Raw genomic sequence first — 15,279 nt, forward strand, 5'->3', positions numbered from 1 at the left:
CTGAACTGGCGAGATAGTAGTCATGGGCTGACGCCGCTTCAACAGACCGGAAATACTCTCTTACAACTTGGCCGGTTCCGGCTCAAAAATCCCACTTTCAGCGTTGGCAGTGGGAGCAGAACACCGTGGTTCGCTGGCCCATCTTCACTTCGGTGAGCAGGGTGTGGCAGTGGAAACAGGGCTGGCCGCCACGGCCGTAAACCTGCAGCTGCTGCACGAAATAGCCCGGCTTGCCGTCGGCGCTGGTGAAATCCTTGAGGGTGGTGCCTCCCTGGCGAATGGCTTCGGCCAGCACCCGCTTGATCTCGCTCACCAGGGTGCCCAGCCGCTCGGCGCTGATGTTGCCCGCCGCCCGCCTTGGATGAATGCCGGCGGCATAGAGCGCCTCGTTGGCGTAGATGTTGCCCACCCCGACCACCACGTGGTTGTCCATCAGGAACTGCTTGATGGCGGTGCTGCGCCCCTTCGCCCTCTCCCGCAGGTAATCGGCATGGAAGGCATCGGTGAGGGGTTCCGGCCCCAGCTTGGCGAGCAGGGCATGGGCCTCGGCCGGTTCGCGGGTCCACAGCAGGGCGCCAAAACGGCGCGGATCGTTGAGCCGCAGCAGCTTGCCGTTGGCCAGCTCGATATCCACGTGATCGTGCTTCTCGGCCGGGGTGCCGATGTCCAGCACCCGCAGGCTGCCGGACATCCCGAGATGGAGGATGGCGGTGCCGAAGTCGGTCTCCAGCAACAGGTATTTGGCGCGGCGGCTGACCCGGTGGATGACGAGATCCACCAGCTCCTGGATCTCGCCGGGCACGGGCCAGCGCAAGCGGCCGTCCCGCACCACCACGCGGGTCACCTTGATGCCGGTAAGCCAGGGGGAGATGCCCTGGCGGCTGACTTCGACTTCCGGTAATTCAGGCATGGGCGATCTCTCGTTCAGGGAATGGGACGCATCAGGTCACGGTATTGCGCCTGACTCAGGCTGAGCCGGGTCGAGGAGGGCAGCAGAGCGGCAAACTTGCCGTCGTCCTGATAGAGCCCGACTTCCACCGGATCGCTCTGTCCGGCGATCCAGATCTTGAGGGTCACCGGGGTGCCGCGCACGGGCTCGCCGGGGGGCAGCAGCCAGCCTTGCCACATCTCGATGCGGGCCGCCAGCTGGGCGCTGCCAAGCCCCAGATCCGGCACGCTGCGCCAGCCCTGGCCGATACGCTCTATCTGCCAGCTCGGCCCCTGCCAGGTCAGCACCACGGTGCTCTCCGGCAACAGCGGACGCACGCGTTTGGCACTGTTCTCCTGCTGGGCCTGCTCCAGTCGGTGCAACAGGGTAATGACGATCAACACGACCACGATGATCACGTTGTTCCAGCCTTTGCGGCTCAGTTTGAACATGGCTAGCCTCCCTTCGAATCGGCAGTGTACTGAATTCCAGCCATAAAAAAACCCGGCACGAGGCCGGGTTTTTGCAGCGAAACCAAGTAATTACTTGATTTTGCCTTCTTTGTAGATCACATGCTGACGAATCACGGGATCAAATTTCTTGATCTCCATTTTTTCGGGCATGGTGCGCTTGTTCTTGGTAGTGGTATAGAAGTGACCAGTACCGGCGCTGGAGTTCAGGCGAATCTTATCGCGAATACCTTTAGCCATGATCTAATTCCTTATACCTTAACGCCGCTGGCACGCAGTTCAGCCAGAACCACTTCAACGCCGCGCTTGTCGATGATACGCATGCCTTTTGCGGATACGCGCAGGCTCACGAAGCGTTTTTCACTCTCAACCCAGAAACGGTGAGTGTGCAGGTTCGGCAGGAAACGACGCTTGGTAGCGTTGTTAGCGTGCGAACGGTTGTTACCAACTGCCGGGCGCTTGCCGGTTACTTGGCATACTCTAGACATGTCAGTCTCTCCAAATCTTACTTCATTGCTCGAGCAAATATCTGCCCCGCTGGCCTTCGATTGCGGGGCAAACAGAAGGCGGCATTTTATACAGCATCCGTGATCAAAGATCAACTAATACAGTGCCAGAGCCCAGTCACAACCAACCACGCTCTGCGAAAGAAACCGTGATGCCATCACCGATCACCAGGTGATCAAGCACTCTGATATCGACCAGGGCCAGGGCGGCCAGGATCCGATCCGTGATCTGGCGGTCCGCCCGACTGGGCTCGGCCACGCCTGACGGGTGATTATGCGCCAGAATCACGGCGGCTGCATTATGTTTGAGCGCGATCTGCACGATTTCTCTGGGCCAGACGCTCGCCGAGTCGAGGGTGCCGTAAAAAAGTTCGACAAACCGGATGACCCTGTGCTGGTTGTCGAGCAGCAGCAGGGCGAACACCTCCCTCCCCCGATCCCGCAACTGGGCTTGCAGAAAGTCACGGGTAAGCCCGGGCGAGGTGAGCGCCTCTCCCCGTTGCAACTGTTCGGCCAGATGGCGCCGCCCCATCTCCAGTACCGCCTGCAACTGGGCATACTTGGCAGGTCCCAGCCCGTGAGCGCCACAAAAATCCTGCTGCTCGGCTCCCAGCAGTGCCCGCAGGGAACCAAACTGCTGCAACAACTGGCGGGAGAGATCCACCGCACTCAACCCACTGACCCCGGTGCGCAAGAAGATGGCCAGCAGTTCGGCATCGGAGAGCGTCGCCGCCCCTCGGCGCAGCAGCTTTTCCCTCGGGCGCTCCTCTTCCGGCCACTCCTTGATGCTCATTTGTCTCTCCCTCATGGCTATTGAGAGAAAACATAGCAAAGAATCCCGCGAGCCCGACCACAACTCCCCCATGTCAGCCTCTGTCGCCACCCATTGCCTGTGCTATCTTAGCCGACCAGTCAGAGTGAGCCGGAAGAGAAGCAGCAGATGAGATTGGCCGATAAACGCATCCTGTTGGGTGTCAGTGGCGGGATCGCCGCCTACAAGAGTGCCGAACTGGTACGTCGCCTGAAAGATCAGGGGGCCGAGGTGCGAGTGGTGATGACCCGCTCCGCCAAGGAGTTCATCACCCCGCTGACCCTGCAAGCCGTCTCAGGCCACCCGGTGGCCGACAGTCTGCTCGACCCGGCTGCCGAGGCGGGCATGGGCCACATCGAGCTGGCCAAGTGGGCCGATCTGGTGCTGATCGCCCCCGCCAGCGCCAACCTGATGGCCCGCATGGCCGCCGGCATGGCGGACGAGCTGCTCACCACCCTCTGCCTTGCCACCCCGGCGACTATCGCCCTGGCGCCAGCCATGAACCAGCAGATGTACCGCAACGCCGCCACCCAGGCCAACCTCCAGACCCTCGCCGAGCGCGGCATTCAGCTGTGGGGGCCGGATTCCGGCAGCCAGGCCTGCGGCGACGTGGGCCCGGGCCGGATGCTGGATCCCCTGGAACTGGTGGAACGCTGCTGCCAGCAGCTCGCCGCCGAACCGCTCCTGGCAGGCGTCAGGCTGCTGCTCACCGCCGGGCCGACCCGCGAGGCGCTCGATCCGGTGCGCTATATCAGCAACCACAGCTCCGGCAAGATGGGCTACGCCATCGCCCGCGCCGCGCGCGAAGCGGGCGCGGAGGTGACCCTGGTGAGCGGCCCGGTGGCACTGACCACCCCGGCCGGCGTTACCCGCATCGATGTGGAGAGTGCCCTGCAGATGCACGAAGCAGTGATGAGCCGGGTCGGTGAGTGCGACCTCTTTATCGGCTGCGCTGCCGTCGCCGACTACCGTCCCGCCCAGGTGGCCGAGCAAAAGATCAAGAAGACCAGCGACAACGACCAGATGCAGCTGACCCTGGTCAAAAACCCCGACATCATCGCCGATGTGGGGGCGTTGTCAGACAAACCCTTCACCGTCGGATTTGCCGCCGAAACCGTGGATGTGGAACAATACGCCCTCGACAAACTTCGACGTAAGCGGCTGGACATGATCGCAGCCAACGATGTGTCCCGTGCAGGCCAGGGCTTCAATGCCGATGACAACGCCCTGACCGTCTTCTGGCAAGGGGGTCAAGCCGCCCTGCCCCTGGCCGATAAGCTGACGCTCGCCCGTCATCTTGTCGCCCTGATTGCACGCCATTATCGACCCTGAGCCCATTGAACATGCCGGGAGCCCCAGGCTCCTGCAGTACCACCCGATCGCCAGGCGATCCAATTGAAAAAGATTCATGACGACACAAATTGAACTGAAAATCCTGGATGCCCGCATCGGCACCGACTTCCCGCTGCCCGCCTACGCCACACCGGGCTCCGCTGGCATGGACTTGCGCGCCCTGCTGGATGCCCCGCTGACCCTGGCCCCGGGCGACACCACGCTGGTGCCGACCGGGCTGGCCATTCACATCCAGGATCCGGGTCTGTGCGCCACCATCCTGCCCCGCTCCGGCCTCGGCCATAAGCACGGCATCGTGCTGGGCAACCTGGTCGGCCTCATCGACTCCGACTACCAGGGTCAGTTGATGGTCTCGGTCTGGAACCGTGGCAACGACAGCTTCACCATGCAGCCTGGCGAGCGCATCGCCCAGCTGGTGATCCTGCCGGTGGTACAGGCCAGCTTCCAGCTGGTCGACGAATTCAATCAGAGTGAACGGGGTGAAGGCGGGTTTGGTTCTTCTGGTCGCCAATAACAAGACCACACGGCCCCCTGGGGCACGTGCCAAATAATAGAATCAAGCCATTGTTTTTTTAGGGGAATCCATGGCAAGCAGTAACCAGAAACAGAGTCGGCGCGATCAGATCCTGCAGGCACTCGCCCACATGCTGGAAACCAGCCCGGGCCAGCGCATCACCACGGCACGCCTCGCGGCCGAGGTGGGCGTGTCCGAGGCGGCCCTCTACCGGCATTTTCCCAGCAAGGCGAGGATGTTCGAGGGGCTGATCGACTTTATCGAGGATTCCCTGCTGTCACGGGTCAACCTGATCATGGCCGAAGAGAAGGACACCATGTCCCGCTGCCATCACATACTGCAGCTGCTGCTGGTGTTCGCCGAGCGCAACCCCGGCATCACCCGCATTCTCAATGGCGATGCCCTGCTGGGCGAACACGATCGGCTGCGTGATCGCATCAGCATCCTGTTCGACAAGCTGGAGACCCAGATCAAGCAGGTACTGCGCGAGAAACGGCTGCGGGAAGGCCAGGGCTTCCAGCTCGACGAGACCATGCTGGCCAACCTGCTGCTGGCCTATACCGAGGGCCGCATCAGCCAGTTCGTCCGCTCGGAGTTCAAAATCAAGCCCACCGCCGGGTTTGAAGATCAGTGGCAGTTTATCCGCAGCCAGCTGCTGCAAAGCTGAGCCAGCAGACCGCATCAACCAATGCACGTCCGCTCCGAGTTCAAAATCAAACCCACTGCCGGGTTTGAAGATCAGTGGCAGTTCATCCGCAGCCAGCTGCTGCAAAGCTGAGCCAGCAGACCGCATCAACCAATGCACGTCCGCTCGGAGTTCACAATCAAGCCCACTGCCGGCTTTGAAGATCAGTGGCAGTTTATCCGCAGCCAGCTGCTGCAAAGCTGAGCCAGCAGACCGCATCAACCAATGCACGTCTGCTCCGAGCTCACAATCAAACCCACCGCCGGGTTTGAAGATCAGTGGCAGTTCATCCGCAGCCAGCAGCTGCAAAGCTGAGCCAGCAGACCGCATCCACCAATGCACGTCCGCTCCGAGTTCAAAATCAAGCCCACTGCCGGCTTTGAAGATCAGTGGCAGTTCATCCGCAGCCAGCTGCTGCAAAGCTGAGCCAGCAGACCGCATCAACCAATGCACGTCTGCTCCGAGCTCAAAATCAAACCCACTGCCGGGTTTGAAGATCAGTGGCAGTTTATCCGCAGCCAGCTGCTGCAAAGCTGAGTGCGTACATTCGATGCGCTCCTGCGCCAGCAGGGTTGTGACAAAACGGGAGGCCTTGGCCTCCCTTGCTTTTTGTGGCACAAAAGAAGAGACAAGCACCAGATGCGACCCAGCTTGTCGCGCTCAAGTGTTACATTCATCTGCCATAAATCTTCACACCAACAGGACATCCTATGGAACCCGAGATCATTACCGAAGCACAGACCTGGCTGACCAACAACCAGGGACTGATCATCGAGTATGCGGTCAACATCGCCGCCGCCCTGATCACCCTGCTGGTCGGTTACATTGCAGCCAACCTTCTCAGCGGTGGCGTGGTCAAGGTGATGCAGACCCGCAAGCTGGACACCACCGTTACCCACTTCGTCGGCAGCATCCTCAAATACACCATCCTGGTGTTCGTGGTGATCGCCGCCCTGGGCCGGGTCGGGGTGCAGACCGCCTCCTTCGTCGCCATTATCGGTGCCGCCGGTCTGGCCATCGGTCTGGCGCTGCAGGGCTCTCTCTCCAACTTTGCCGCCGGTTTCCTGCTCATCATCTTCCGCCCCATCAAGGCAGGGGAATTTATCGAGGTGGCAGGCACCAATGGCGTGGTGCAATCGGTCCAGCTCTTCACCACCACCCTCACCTCGGGTGACAACAAGATGGTGGTAGTGCCCAACTCCGCCATCCTCAACGGCACCATCGTCAACTACTCGCGCATGGATACCCGCCGCGTCGACATGACCTTCGGCATCGGCTACGGCTCGGATCTCCGCAAGGCCAAACAGATCCTGGAGCGGCTGGTGAGCGAAGAGCCCCGCATCCTGAAGGAGCCGGCAGCCACCATTGCCGTTGCCGCGCTGGCCGACTCCTCAGTCAACATCGTGGTGCGTCCCTGGGTCAAGACCGGTGATTACTGGGGTGTCTGGTTCGACTTCCACGAGAAGGTGAAGCTCACCTTCGACGCCGAGGGCATTGAGATCCCCTTCCCCCAGCGTGTGGTTCACATGCAGAAGACGGCGGATTGATCCTCGGTGTACGTTCTCCAGTGCCAGCCTTCGGGCTGGCACTGTCGTTTCTGCCTTCTGTGACATGAAAAAACCGGCCACAGGCCGGTCTTGCGCACCAGATAGCACCGCGTTCTCACCCCAGCCGGCGTGCAACCCGGTTGAGCAGGGGCTGCATCAGCACATAGCCCCCCAGCACGGCTCCGATCACCACCATCACGCGGATCTCCAGCGTCGGCGCCGCATTGGCCAGCGTCAGGGTCAGCAAGCCGATGAGGCCGGTGGCGATCAGGCTCAGGGCAAACAGGGATAACAGGGCTTTCATCTCGATCTCCTCATTCCACACCATTGATTCCATACCTTGGCCATCCCTGGGAGATCTCGTCCATTCGGCTCATATGGTAGCCAGCGTCTGTTGCCCGCCATTTGCGTCTGCTCAAAAAACCGTCCGATGAGCGTCTGTTGAATACCCTTTTATCTGTCACGCCAGCTTTCCAGAGCCACGGCCGTGCTCCCCTTGAAATGAAAGCCTTTTCAACCCGAACAAGCATGCGCGAACGCAAGATCCCGGGGTACTGGGTGACTCATAATCGCACTGTTTTGGTTGTACACTCCCTCGTTGCAGACAATTGGTAATGCTCTGTTACACGGGGCGCACGGAGTGCCCGGTATAATGCTCGCATAATAAGGTTTGGCGGGAGCCTTGCCTGCAAGGTTCAAACACAACTTGGAAGACTGATAATCCTATGAAAAATATCAATCCAACCCGGACCCAGGCCTGGCAGGCACTGGAAGCCCATTTTGCAGCCAACAAGGAGATGCGTCTCAAGGATCTGTTCGCACAGGATCCCAAGCGTTTTGACAAGTTCTCCCTCACCTTCGGTGGCGACATCCTGGTCGACTACTCCAAGAACCTGATCACCGAAGAGACCCTCAAGCTGCTGGTGAACCTGGCTGGCGAGACCGATCTGCGCAGCGCCATCGACGCCATGTTCAACGGCGACAAGATCAACATGACCGAAGGACGCGCCGTACTGCACACCGCCCTGCGCAACCGCTCCGACCGTCCCATCGAGGTTGACGGCAAGGACGTGATGCCGGAAGTGAACGCCGTACTGGCCAAGATGAAGGGCTTCTGCGAGAAGGTCATCGGTGGCGAGTGGAAGGGCTATACCGGCAAGGCCATCCAGCACGTGGTCAACATCGGCATTGGTGGCTCCGATCTGGGCCCCGTCATGATCACCGAGGCCCTGCGCCCCTACAAGAATCACCTGGAGATGCACTTCGTCTCCAACGTCGACGGCACCCACATCGCCGAGACGCTCAAGAAGATCGATCCGGAAACCACCCTGTTCCTGGTGGCCTCAAAGACCTTCACCACCCAGGAGACCATGACCAACGCCCTGACCGCCCGCGACTGGTTCCTCGGTCACGCCGGTGACAAGGCTCACGTGGCCAAGCACTTCGCCGCCCTGTCTACCAACGGCAAGGCCGTGGCCGAGTTCGGCATCGACACCGACAACATGTTCGAGTTCTGGGACTGGGTCGGCGGCCGTTACTCCTCCTGGTCCGCCATCGGCATGCCCATCGCCCTCTCCCTCGGCTTCGAGCACTTCGAGGCCCTGCTGCAAGGCGCCTTCGAGATGGACATGCACTTCGCCACTGCCGCCTATGAGCAGAACGTGCCCGTACTGCTGGCCCTGATCGGCCTGTGGTACAACAACTTCCATGGTGCCGAGTCCGAAGCCATCCTGCCGTACGATCAGTACATGCATCGCTTCCCTGCCTACTTCCAGCAAGGCAACATGGAGTCCAACGGCAAGTACGTGGATCGCGACGGCAATCCGGTTGACTACCAGACCGGTCCCATCATCTGGGGTGAGCCGGGCACCAACGGCCAGCACGCCTTCTACCAGCTGATCCATCAGGGCACCAAGCTGATCCCCTGCGACTTCCTGGCGCCGGCCATCAGCCATAACCCCATCGGTGACCACCATCCGAAGCTCCTGGCCAACTTCTTCGCCCAGACCGAAGCCCTGGCCTTCGGCAAGAGCAAGGAAGCGGTGGAGGCCGAGTTCCTGGCCGCCGGCAAGACGCTGGAGCAAGTCAAGGATCTGGTGCCGTTCAAGGTGTTCGAAGGCAACCGCCCGACCAACTCCATCCTGTTCAAGCAGCTGACCCCGAAAACCCTCGGCTCCCTGATCGCCATGTACGAGCACAAGATCTTCGTACAGGGCGCAATCTGGAACATCTTCTCCTTCGACCAGTGGGGTGTGGAGCTGGGCAAACAGCTGGCCAACAAGATCCTGCCGGAGCTGGGCACCGATGAGGCCGTCACCAGCCACGACGGCTCCACCAACGGCCTGATCAACACCTGGAAAGCCTGGAAGGTCTGATTGCTCCCGCCCTCCAGAATGCAAAAGCCCCGCTCGATGAGCGGGGCTTTTTTATAGGCTTCAATCTGTCTGTTTGCATCATCCGGACGACAGGCCAGGTGTCTAAGCCAGCCAGTAACGGGGATCGTCATCCCCGCCCCTTCCGATGCCGCTCAGCGAAGGCTTAACCGCCGACGGCAATACGCTTCATGTCCTTCATGTAACCACGCAGGGTCTGGCCGATCTTCTCGATCGGGTGGTTGCGGGTCGCTTCGTTGGCAGCCAGCAAGGCCAGGTTGTCCACCGCCTTGCTCTCGGCACGGGCACTGCCCAGGTCCCCTGCTTGCAGAGTCGGCATGAAGTGCTCGCGCAGCAGCGGCACGGCGGCGTTGGCGAACAGGTAGTTGCCGTACTCCGCGGTATCGGAGATGACCACGTTCATTTCGTACAGACGCTTGCGGGCGACGGTGTTGGCGATCAGCGGCAACTCGTGCAGAGACTCGTAGTAGGCGGACTCTTCATAGATGCCGGAGGCCACCATGGTTTCGAACGCCAGCTCGACACCCGCCTTGACCATGGCCACCATGACCACGCCATTGTCGAAGTACTCCTGCTCGGCGATCTTGCCGGCATAGGCAGGGGCATTCTCGAAGGCGGACTTGCCGGTCTCTTCGCGCCAGCCGAACAGCTTGGCATCGTCTTCGGCCCAGTCAGCCATCATGCCGCGGGAGAACTCGCCGGCGATGATGTCATCCATGTGCTTCTCGAACAGCGGACGCATCAGGGTGCGCAGTTGCTCGGAGAGCTCGAAGGCACGCAGCTTGGCCGGGTTGGAGAGACGGTCCATCATCAAGCTGATGCCGCCCTGCTTCAGGGCCTCGGTGATGGTCTCCCAGCCGAACTGGATCAGCTTGCCGGCATAGGCCGGGTCGGTGCCCTCGGCAACCAGCTTGTCGTAGCAGAGCAGGGAACCGGCCTGCAGCATGCCGCACAGAATGGTCTGCTCGCCCATCAGGTCGGATTTCACTTCCGCGACGAAGGAAGATTCCAGCACGCCGGCACGGTCGCCACCGGTAGCAGAGGCCCACGCCTTGGCGATGGCCATGCCCTCACCCTGGGGATCGTTCTCCGGGTGGACGGCGATCAGGGTCGGTACGCCGAAGCCGCGCTTGTACTCTTCACGCACTTCGGTACCCGGGCACTTGGGCGCCACCATCACGACGGTGATGTCGGAACGGATCTGCTGACCCTCTTCCACCACGTTGAAGCCGTGGGAGTAGCCCAGAGCGGCGCCCTGCTTCATCAGCGGCATCACGGTTTTGACGACGTCGGAGTGCTGCTTGTCCGGAGTCAGGTTCAGCACCAGATCGGCGGTCGGGATCAGCTCTTCATAGGTACCGACCACGAAGCCGTTGTCGGTGGCCTTCTGCCAGGAGGCGCGCTTCTCGGTGATGGCGGCCTTGCGCAGGGCGTAGGAGATGTCCAGCCCGGAGTCGCGCATGTTCAGACCCTGGTTCAGGCCCTGGGCGCCACAGCCCACAATCACCACCTTCTTGCCCTTCAGCACGTTGCAGCCGTCCGCGAACTCTTCGCGCTGCATGAAACGACACTTGCCCAGCTGGGCCAACTGCTGACGCAGGTTCAAGGTGTTGAAATAGTTAGCCATGGTGATTGCTCCGTTCGATTGATTCCATGCCGGATAGCGGCGTTGTCGAAACCACTATAGCGCGGGACACTTATTGCCTGAACTGATATATTCGAAACAGTACGTTGCAGGAATTGAAATGTGATTTCCCGCAATCTCCCGCCGCCGAGCCATCGTGCTACAGGGCGCCTGACAACGCCGCAGGAATAAAAAGATGGACCTTCGCAATCTCGAACTGTTTCTCCACCTCGCCGACTCCCTCCACTTCGGCAAAAGCGCCGATGCCATGGCGGTCAGCCCCTCCACCCTGAGCCGCGCCATCCAGCGACTGGAGCAGGAGACCGGCTGCGTGCTGTTCGAGCGGGACAACCGCTCGGTGCGGCTCACCCCTGCTGGTGACAAGCTGCGGGAGTTTGGCGGTGCCTTGCTGCAGGAGTGGCGCCAACTCAAACAGGAGCTCAAGCGCAGCGACGAGCCGCTGCAAGGGCGGTTGCGGGTCTTCTGTTCGGTCACCGCCAGCTACTTTCTGTTGCCCGAAGTACTGGAGCGCTTTCGCCGCCGTTATCCCCAGCTGGAGATCAAGCTGGAGACCGGCGACCCGGCACTGGCAGTGGACAAGATCCTGGCTGACGAAGCCGATCTCGCCATCGCAGCGAGGCCGGATGCGCTCTCGTCCAAGCTGGAATTCGCCAGCCTGCAACAAGTCCCTCTGGTGTTCATCGCCCCCCGCAATGCCCCCCAGCAGGGTCAGTGGTTCCCCCTGGGTGAACCTGACTGGGAGCGCCTGCCGCTGATCCTCTCCGAACAGGGGCTGGCCCGAAAGCGCTGTGATCAATGGTTTCGCAACAAGGGGATAGCTCCCAACATCTATGCAGAAGTGGCGGGCAACGAGGGCATCGTCGCCATGGTGGCCCTCGGCTTCGGTGTGGGTGTCGTGCCTGCCGCCGTCATCGATCACAGCCCCATGGGGGACAAGGTGCGTGTGGTCGAGCCCAAACCGGCGCTCAAGGCGTTCGACGTCGGCATCGCCGTGCTCAAGAAGCGGCTGGAAGAGCCGCTGATCCGCGCCTTCTGGGACACCGCACGCGGCCAGGGAGGCCTTCGCTGATCCGGCAGGCGTCAGAGCCACAGTGAGTGTCAAATGTATCAGTATGAAAGTGGGGGAGAAGAGGGGACACTGGCCGGCACCATCCAGCCACCATCAAGGAATAGAGCGTGAGCCAGCATCTTGTCGAAATCCGCAGTGCCATCCTGTTCGCAGAATATCTGCAAAGCCTCGGGGTCCAGCGCCATGAACTCGATCGGGAGCAGGAGATCTATCTCCAGGACAGGCACCTCGCCACGGTGCAATGCATTCAGGGGGAGCTGCGCTTTTATCTGCGCGCCAGCGCACTGGCCAGATCGTGATCCGCAATCGGTCACAGTACCCGCACGCAAAGCGTATTAGACTGGCACCATCCGTCCCCCTCGCCCCGGGGGCCACCACGAGGAGTGCCCATGAAACAAAGCGGCCTGGATCGGCTCTTCAAACCTCACTCGATCGCCGTCATCGGCGCCTCCAGTGATCCGCAGAAAGCAGGCCATGTGGTCATCCGGCACCTGCTGGCGGGTCAGTTCCAGGGCCCTATACTACCCGTAGCCCCCCGCAGCCAGGCCATCGCTGGCGTGCTCGCCTATCCGGACATAGAGAGCCTTCCCCTCTCCCCCGATCTCGCCATCGTCTGTACCCGGCGCGAACGGGTACTGCCGCTCATCGAGGAGCTCGGCAAGAAAGGAACCGGAGCCGCCATCATACTGGCCGCCCAGTTCTCCACTGACGAGCGCCTGCGGCTCAAGCATCTGTGCCAGCAATACGGCATCCGGCTGCTCGGCCCCAACAGCATGGGCATGCTGCTCCCCGGGCAGGGTATCAACGCCAGCTTTTCCCCCATTGCAGCGACTCCGGGACAGGTGGCGTTTCTCTCCCAGTCGGCAGCGGTCAGCACCACCATCCTGGATTGGGCCAAGCAGCGCGAAATCGGCTTCTCGGCCTTCATCTCCCTGGGCGATCATTGCGACATCGACTTTGGCCAACTGCTGGATCAGCTCTCCCGGGACGGGACGACCCGCGCCATCCTGATCTACATGGACAAGCTGCACGATGCCAGGCACTTTCTCTCCGCCGCCCGTGCCGCCTCGCGCAACAAACCCATCCTGATCCTCAAGAGCGGTCGGCACGACCCGGCCAACGGTCTCGACAATGTCTATGATGCCGCCATCCGCCGGGCTGGCATGCTGCGCGTCCGGGATACCCACGAACTGTTTGCCACTGTCGAGACCCTGAGCCACTCCCTGACCCTCAAGGGGGAGCGGCTCGCCATCCTCTCCAACGGGCGCGGCCTCGCCAACATGGCCGCAGACGTACTGCTATCTCGGGGAGGCAAGCTGGCGATGCCACCCCTCGACATCGGCAGCGATGCAGATATCGAGGCCTACAAGAGTGCACTCGAGACGCTGCTCCAAGGGGACGGTGCCGATGCCATCCTGCTGATCCATGCACCGTCCCTCACCGCCCGAGGCGTCACCCTCGCCAGCAGCCTGATCGACTTCATCAAGCAGCATCCCAGGGCCAGACGATTCAACATCCTGACCAACTGGGCAGGCGAATACTCCGCCCAGGAGGGGAGACGCCTGTTCAACGAGGCGGGCATCCCGACCTATCGCACCCCGGAAAGCGCCGTCACGGCCTTCATGCACATGGTGGAATATCGCCGCAACCAGAAGCAGTTGATGGAAACCCCGGCCTCCCTGCAGGGCGACAGGCTCGATGTCGAGCGCTGCCAGCAGCTCCTTGGGCAAGCGCTGGACCGCCAGCAGCGGGTACTGGATACCCATCTGGCCCACCCCATCTTGCAGGCAGCCGGGCTATCCACCCTCGCGACCTGGATCGTTTCCGATGCCATCGAGGCCGCACTGACTGCAGAACAGATTGGCTACCCCGTAGCGGTGAAGCTGCGATCTCCCGACATCGCCCACAAATCCGATGTACACGGTGTCATGCTGAACCTGCGCACCTCGGCGGAAGTCGCCCAAGCGGCGGATGCCATTCTGGACAGGGTACGTCAGCACGACCCTGGCGCCCGCATAGAAGGGCTTCTAGTACAACGCATGGCACGCCGCAGCGGGGGTCTGGAGCTGCGGATCCGTTTGCAGCAGGATCCGGTTTTCGGTCCCGTCATCCTGCTCGGGGAGTCGGGTGTCGAGCCCCGCGAGATGGTCGCGGCCCTTCCTCCCCTCAACCAGGCACTGGCTCGCTACCAGATCATTGGTGCCTTCAAGGATGGCAAGATCCGCGAGCAGGCCAGTCCAGTACGGCTCGATATCGACGCCCTCGGCCAGGTGCTGTGCCAGCTCTCCGAGCTGCTGCTGGCCTTCCCCGAGATACAAGAACTGGATCTGCACCCGCTGCAGGCCTGTGGTGAAGAGATGGTGATCCTGGATGCCCGGCTCGTCCTGGCAGAGCGAGGACAACAAGTGCTGCCACTGGCCATTCGCCCCTATCCCACCGAGCTGGAAGAGGGTGCCTGGCTGAAAGATCAGAGTCATGTACTGCTGCGCCCCATCCGCCCCGAAGACGAGCCGGCCCACAAGCAGTTCGTGCGGCAGGTGTCTGATGAAGACAGGTACAAACGCTTTTTCGCCGACGTGGGGGAGCTGGGGCATGAGGAGCTGGCCCGCATGACCCAGATCGATTATGACCGGGAAATGGCCTTCGTCGCCGTGGGTCAGGACGGCCCTTTCAGCCAGCAGATCCTGGGAGTGGTGCGAGCCATTGCCAGCCCGGATCAATCGGATGCGGAGTTTGCCATCCTGGTCCGCTCAGACTTGAAAGGGCTCGGACTCGGCAAGTTGATGATGGAAAAGATCGTGCGCTACGCCAGAGAGCGTGGCATAGGCCAGCTCTCTGGCATGACCATGCCCAGCAATCGCGGCATGATCAATCTGGCCAAACGGCTCGGTTTCAAGATCGATATTCAGCTGGAAGACGGGATAGTCAACATGGAGCTTCCCTGCGCTGATCAGGTTGTATAACGATGCAATCGTGGTGGTAAATCAACCAGATATGGATGGATAACGTGAATTTCAGGCAATAAAAAACCCCGCTCAGATGAGCGGGGTTTCTCGTATTGGGTGCCTGGCAGTGTCCTACTCTCGCATGGCGAATGCCACACTACCATCGGCGCTACAGCGTTTCACTTCTGAGTTCGGCATGGGGTCAGGTGGTTCCACTGCGCTATTGCCGCCAGGCAAATTCTTCAATCTCGGAAAGCTGACGTGAATAACGACTTTGCTAGTTGCTTGTCATTACCACTGAATTTGAGTAGTTCGCTCATTCGCTACAAGGCCAGAAACACTTCTTGGGTGTTGTATGGTTAAGCCTCACGGGTAATTAGTATGGGTTAGCTCAACGTATCGCTACGCTTACA

General features: G+C 61.0%; 14 protein-coding genes, 1 rRNA gene and 2 pseudogenes. 9 read left to right on the forward strand and 8 right to left on the reverse strand.

The annotated features are described in order from the left end of the window. Nucleotides 1-97: 97 nt before the first annotated feature. The 5 genes from mutM to radC form a co-directional block, all read right to left on the reverse strand. Nucleotides 98-910 (reverse strand): bifunctional DNA-formamidopyrimidine glycosylase/DNA-(apurinic or apyrimidinic site) lyase, encoded by an 813-nt coding sequence (gene mutM / locus OKB81_RS00330; RefSeq protein ID WP_010676112.1) that lies wholly within the window; start codon nucleotides 908-910, stop codon nucleotides 98-100. A 14-nt stretch (nucleotides 911-924) separates the two neighbouring features. Continuing rightward, nucleotides 925-1,380 carry a hypothetical protein gene (locus tag OKB81_RS00335; protein ID WP_270805088.1) on the reverse strand — a complete coding sequence of 152 codons (456 nt, stop codon included), beginning with the start codon at nucleotides 1,378-1,380 and terminating at the stop codon, nucleotides 925-927. Nucleotides 1,381-1,470: 90 nt separating this feature from the next. Then, on the reverse strand, nucleotides 1,471-1,638 hold the full coding sequence (gene rpmG / locus OKB81_RS00340) for a 50S ribosomal protein L33 (protein ID WP_005323752.1): 168 nt from the start codon (nucleotides 1,636-1,638) through the stop codon (nucleotides 1,471-1,473). 11 nt (nucleotides 1,639-1,649) lie between these two features. Further along, nucleotides 1,650-1,886 (reverse strand): 50S ribosomal protein L28, encoded by a 237-nt coding sequence (gene rpmB / locus OKB81_RS00345; RefSeq protein ID WP_005307492.1) that lies wholly within the window; start codon nucleotides 1,884-1,886, stop codon nucleotides 1,650-1,652. Between the two features lie 136 nt (nucleotides 1,887-2,022). Beyond that, nucleotides 2,023-2,697, reverse strand: a complete 675-nt coding sequence (gene radC, locus OKB81_RS00350; protein ID WP_039040991.1) for a RadC family protein — start codon at nucleotides 2,695-2,697, stop codon at nucleotides 2,023-2,025. Nucleotides 2,698-2,844: 147 nt separating this feature from the next. Between radC and coaBC the strand changes: the two genes are divergently transcribed. From coaBC to OKB81_RS00380, 5 genes and pseudogenes are all read left to right on the forward strand, one after another. Next, nucleotides 2,845-4,047, forward strand: coding sequence for a bifunctional phosphopantothenoylcysteine decarboxylase/phosphopantothenate--cysteine ligase CoaBC (coaBC, locus tag OKB81_RS00355; RefSeq protein ID WP_053287981.1), 1,203 nt, complete (start codon nucleotides 2,845-2,847; stop codon nucleotides 4,045-4,047). Nucleotides 4,048-4,123: 76 nt separating this feature from the next. Beyond that, nucleotides 4,124-4,582, forward strand: a complete 459-nt coding sequence (dut, locus tag OKB81_RS00360) for a dUTP diphosphatase (RefSeq protein ID WP_010676116.1) — start codon at nucleotides 4,124-4,126, stop codon at nucleotides 4,580-4,582. Between the two features lie 70 nt (nucleotides 4,583-4,652). Further along, nucleotides 4,653-5,360 (forward strand): annotated as a pseudogene (gene slmA, locus OKB81_RS00365) (nucleoid occlusion factor SlmA). A 249-nt stretch (nucleotides 5,361-5,609) separates the two neighbouring features. Beyond that, nucleotides 5,610-5,693, forward strand: a pseudogene (locus OKB81_RS00375) (nucleoid occlusion factor SlmA); the annotation flags it as partial. 284 nt (nucleotides 5,694-5,977) lie between these two features. Beyond that, complete coding sequence (locus OKB81_RS00380) at nucleotides 5,978-6,814, forward strand: mechanosensitive ion channel domain-containing protein (RefSeq protein WP_039040993.1); 837 nt, start codon at nucleotides 5,978-5,980, stop codon at nucleotides 6,812-6,814. Between the two features lie 115 nt (nucleotides 6,815-6,929). Here OKB81_RS00380 and OKB81_RS00385 read toward each other — a convergent pair whose 3' ends face one another. Continuing rightward, a complete protein-coding gene (locus OKB81_RS00385; protein ID WP_053288183.1) occupies nucleotides 6,930-7,118 on the reverse strand; it encodes a hypothetical protein in 189 nt (62 codons plus the stop codon). A gap of 421 nt (nucleotides 7,119-7,539) precedes the next feature. Between OKB81_RS00385 and pgi the strand changes: the two genes are divergently transcribed. Beyond that, a complete protein-coding gene (gene pgi / locus OKB81_RS00390; RefSeq protein WP_053287980.1) occupies nucleotides 7,540-9,189 on the forward strand; it encodes a glucose-6-phosphate isomerase in 1,650 nt (549 codons plus the stop codon). Nucleotides 9,190-9,352: 163 nt separating this feature from the next. On the opposite strand, the gene ilvC is transcribed toward pgi, so the two are convergent. Further along, nucleotides 9,353-10,834, reverse strand: coding sequence for a ketol-acid reductoisomerase (gene ilvC / locus OKB81_RS00395; protein WP_039041087.1), 1,482 nt, complete (start codon nucleotides 10,832-10,834; stop codon nucleotides 9,353-9,355). Between the two features lie 193 nt (nucleotides 10,835-11,027). Here ilvC and ilvY point away from each other — a divergent pair, with 193 nt between their 5' ends. The 3 genes from ilvY (at nucleotide 11,028) to OKB81_RS00410 (ending at nucleotide 14,884) form a co-directional block, all read left to right on the forward strand. After that, on the forward strand, nucleotides 11,028-11,921 hold the full coding sequence (gene ilvY / locus OKB81_RS00400) for an HTH-type transcriptional activator IlvY (protein ID WP_048209637.1): 894 nt from the start codon (nucleotides 11,028-11,030) through the stop codon (nucleotides 11,919-11,921). Between the two features lie 107 nt (nucleotides 11,922-12,028). Next, nucleotides 12,029-12,220: a hypothetical protein gene (locus OKB81_RS00405; RefSeq protein WP_010676124.1), complete on the forward strand. Its 192-nt coding sequence runs from the start codon at nucleotides 12,029-12,031 to the stop codon at nucleotides 12,218-12,220. A 90-nt stretch (nucleotides 12,221-12,310) separates the two neighbouring features. After that, nucleotides 12,311-14,884 carry a bifunctional acetate--CoA ligase family protein/GNAT family N-acetyltransferase gene (locus OKB81_RS00410; protein ID WP_053287979.1) on the forward strand — a complete coding sequence of 858 codons (2,574 nt, stop codon included), beginning with the start codon at nucleotides 12,311-12,313 and terminating at the stop codon, nucleotides 14,882-14,884. A 101-nt stretch (nucleotides 14,885-14,985) separates the two neighbouring features. On the opposite strand, the gene rrf is transcribed toward OKB81_RS00410, so the two are convergent. Continuing rightward, nucleotides 14,986-15,100 (reverse strand): 5S ribosomal RNA (gene rrf, locus OKB81_RS00415). Nucleotides 15,101-15,279: the final 179 nt, after the last annotated feature.

Source organism: Aeromonas sp. QDB56 (assembly GCF_027705505.1).
Classification (GTDB): Bacteria; Pseudomonadota; Gammaproteobacteria; order Enterobacterales; family Aeromonadaceae; genus Aeromonas; species Aeromonas caviae.

Bases quoted from the DNA above. Each gene is read 5' to 3' on its own strand.
- coaBC (WP_053287981.1), top strand. From the start codon at position 2,845: ATGAGATTGGCCGATAAACGCATCCTGTTGGGTGTCAGTGGCGGGATC.
- dut (WP_010676116.1), top strand. From the start codon at position 4,124: ATGACGACACAAATTGAACTGAAAATCCTGGATGCCCGCATCGGCACC.
- radC (WP_039040991.1), bottom strand. From the start codon at position 2,697: ATGAGCATCAAGGAGTGGCCGGAAGAGGAGCGCCCGAGGGAAAAGCTG.
- pgi (WP_053287980.1), top strand. From the start codon at position 7,540: ATGAAAAATATCAATCCAACCCGGACCCAGGCCTGGCAGGCACTGGAA.
- OKB81_RS00335 (WP_270805088.1), bottom strand. From the start codon at position 1,380: ATGTTCAAACTGAGCCGCAAAGGCTGGAACAACGTGATCATCGTGGTC.
- OKB81_RS00410 (WP_053287979.1), top strand. From the start codon at position 12,311: ATGAAACAAAGCGGCCTGGATCGGCTCTTCAAACCTCACTCGATCGCC.
- ilvC (WP_039041087.1), bottom strand. From the start codon at position 10,834: ATGGCTAACTATTTCAACACCTTGAACCTGCGTCAGCAGTTGGCCCAG.
- rpmB (WP_005307492.1), bottom strand. From the start codon at position 1,886: ATGTCTAGAGTATGCCAAGTAACCGGCAAGCGCCCGGCAGTTGGTAAC.
- rpmG (WP_005323752.1), bottom strand. From the start codon at position 1,638: ATGGCTAAAGGTATTCGCGATAAGATTCGCCTGAACTCCAGCGCCGGT.
- OKB81_RS00380 (WP_039040993.1), top strand. From the start codon at position 5,978: ATGGAACCCGAGATCATTACCGAAGCACAGACCTGGCTGACCAACAAC.
- ilvY (WP_048209637.1), top strand. From the start codon at position 11,028: ATGGACCTTCGCAATCTCGAACTGTTTCTCCACCTCGCCGACTCCCTC.
- mutM (WP_010676112.1), bottom strand. From the start codon at position 910: ATGCCTGAATTACCGGAAGTCGAAGTCAGCCGCCAGGGCATCTCCCCC.
- OKB81_RS00385 (WP_053288183.1), bottom strand. From the start codon at position 7,118: ATGAAAGCCCTGTTATCCCTGTTTGCCCTGAGCCTGATCGCCACCGGC.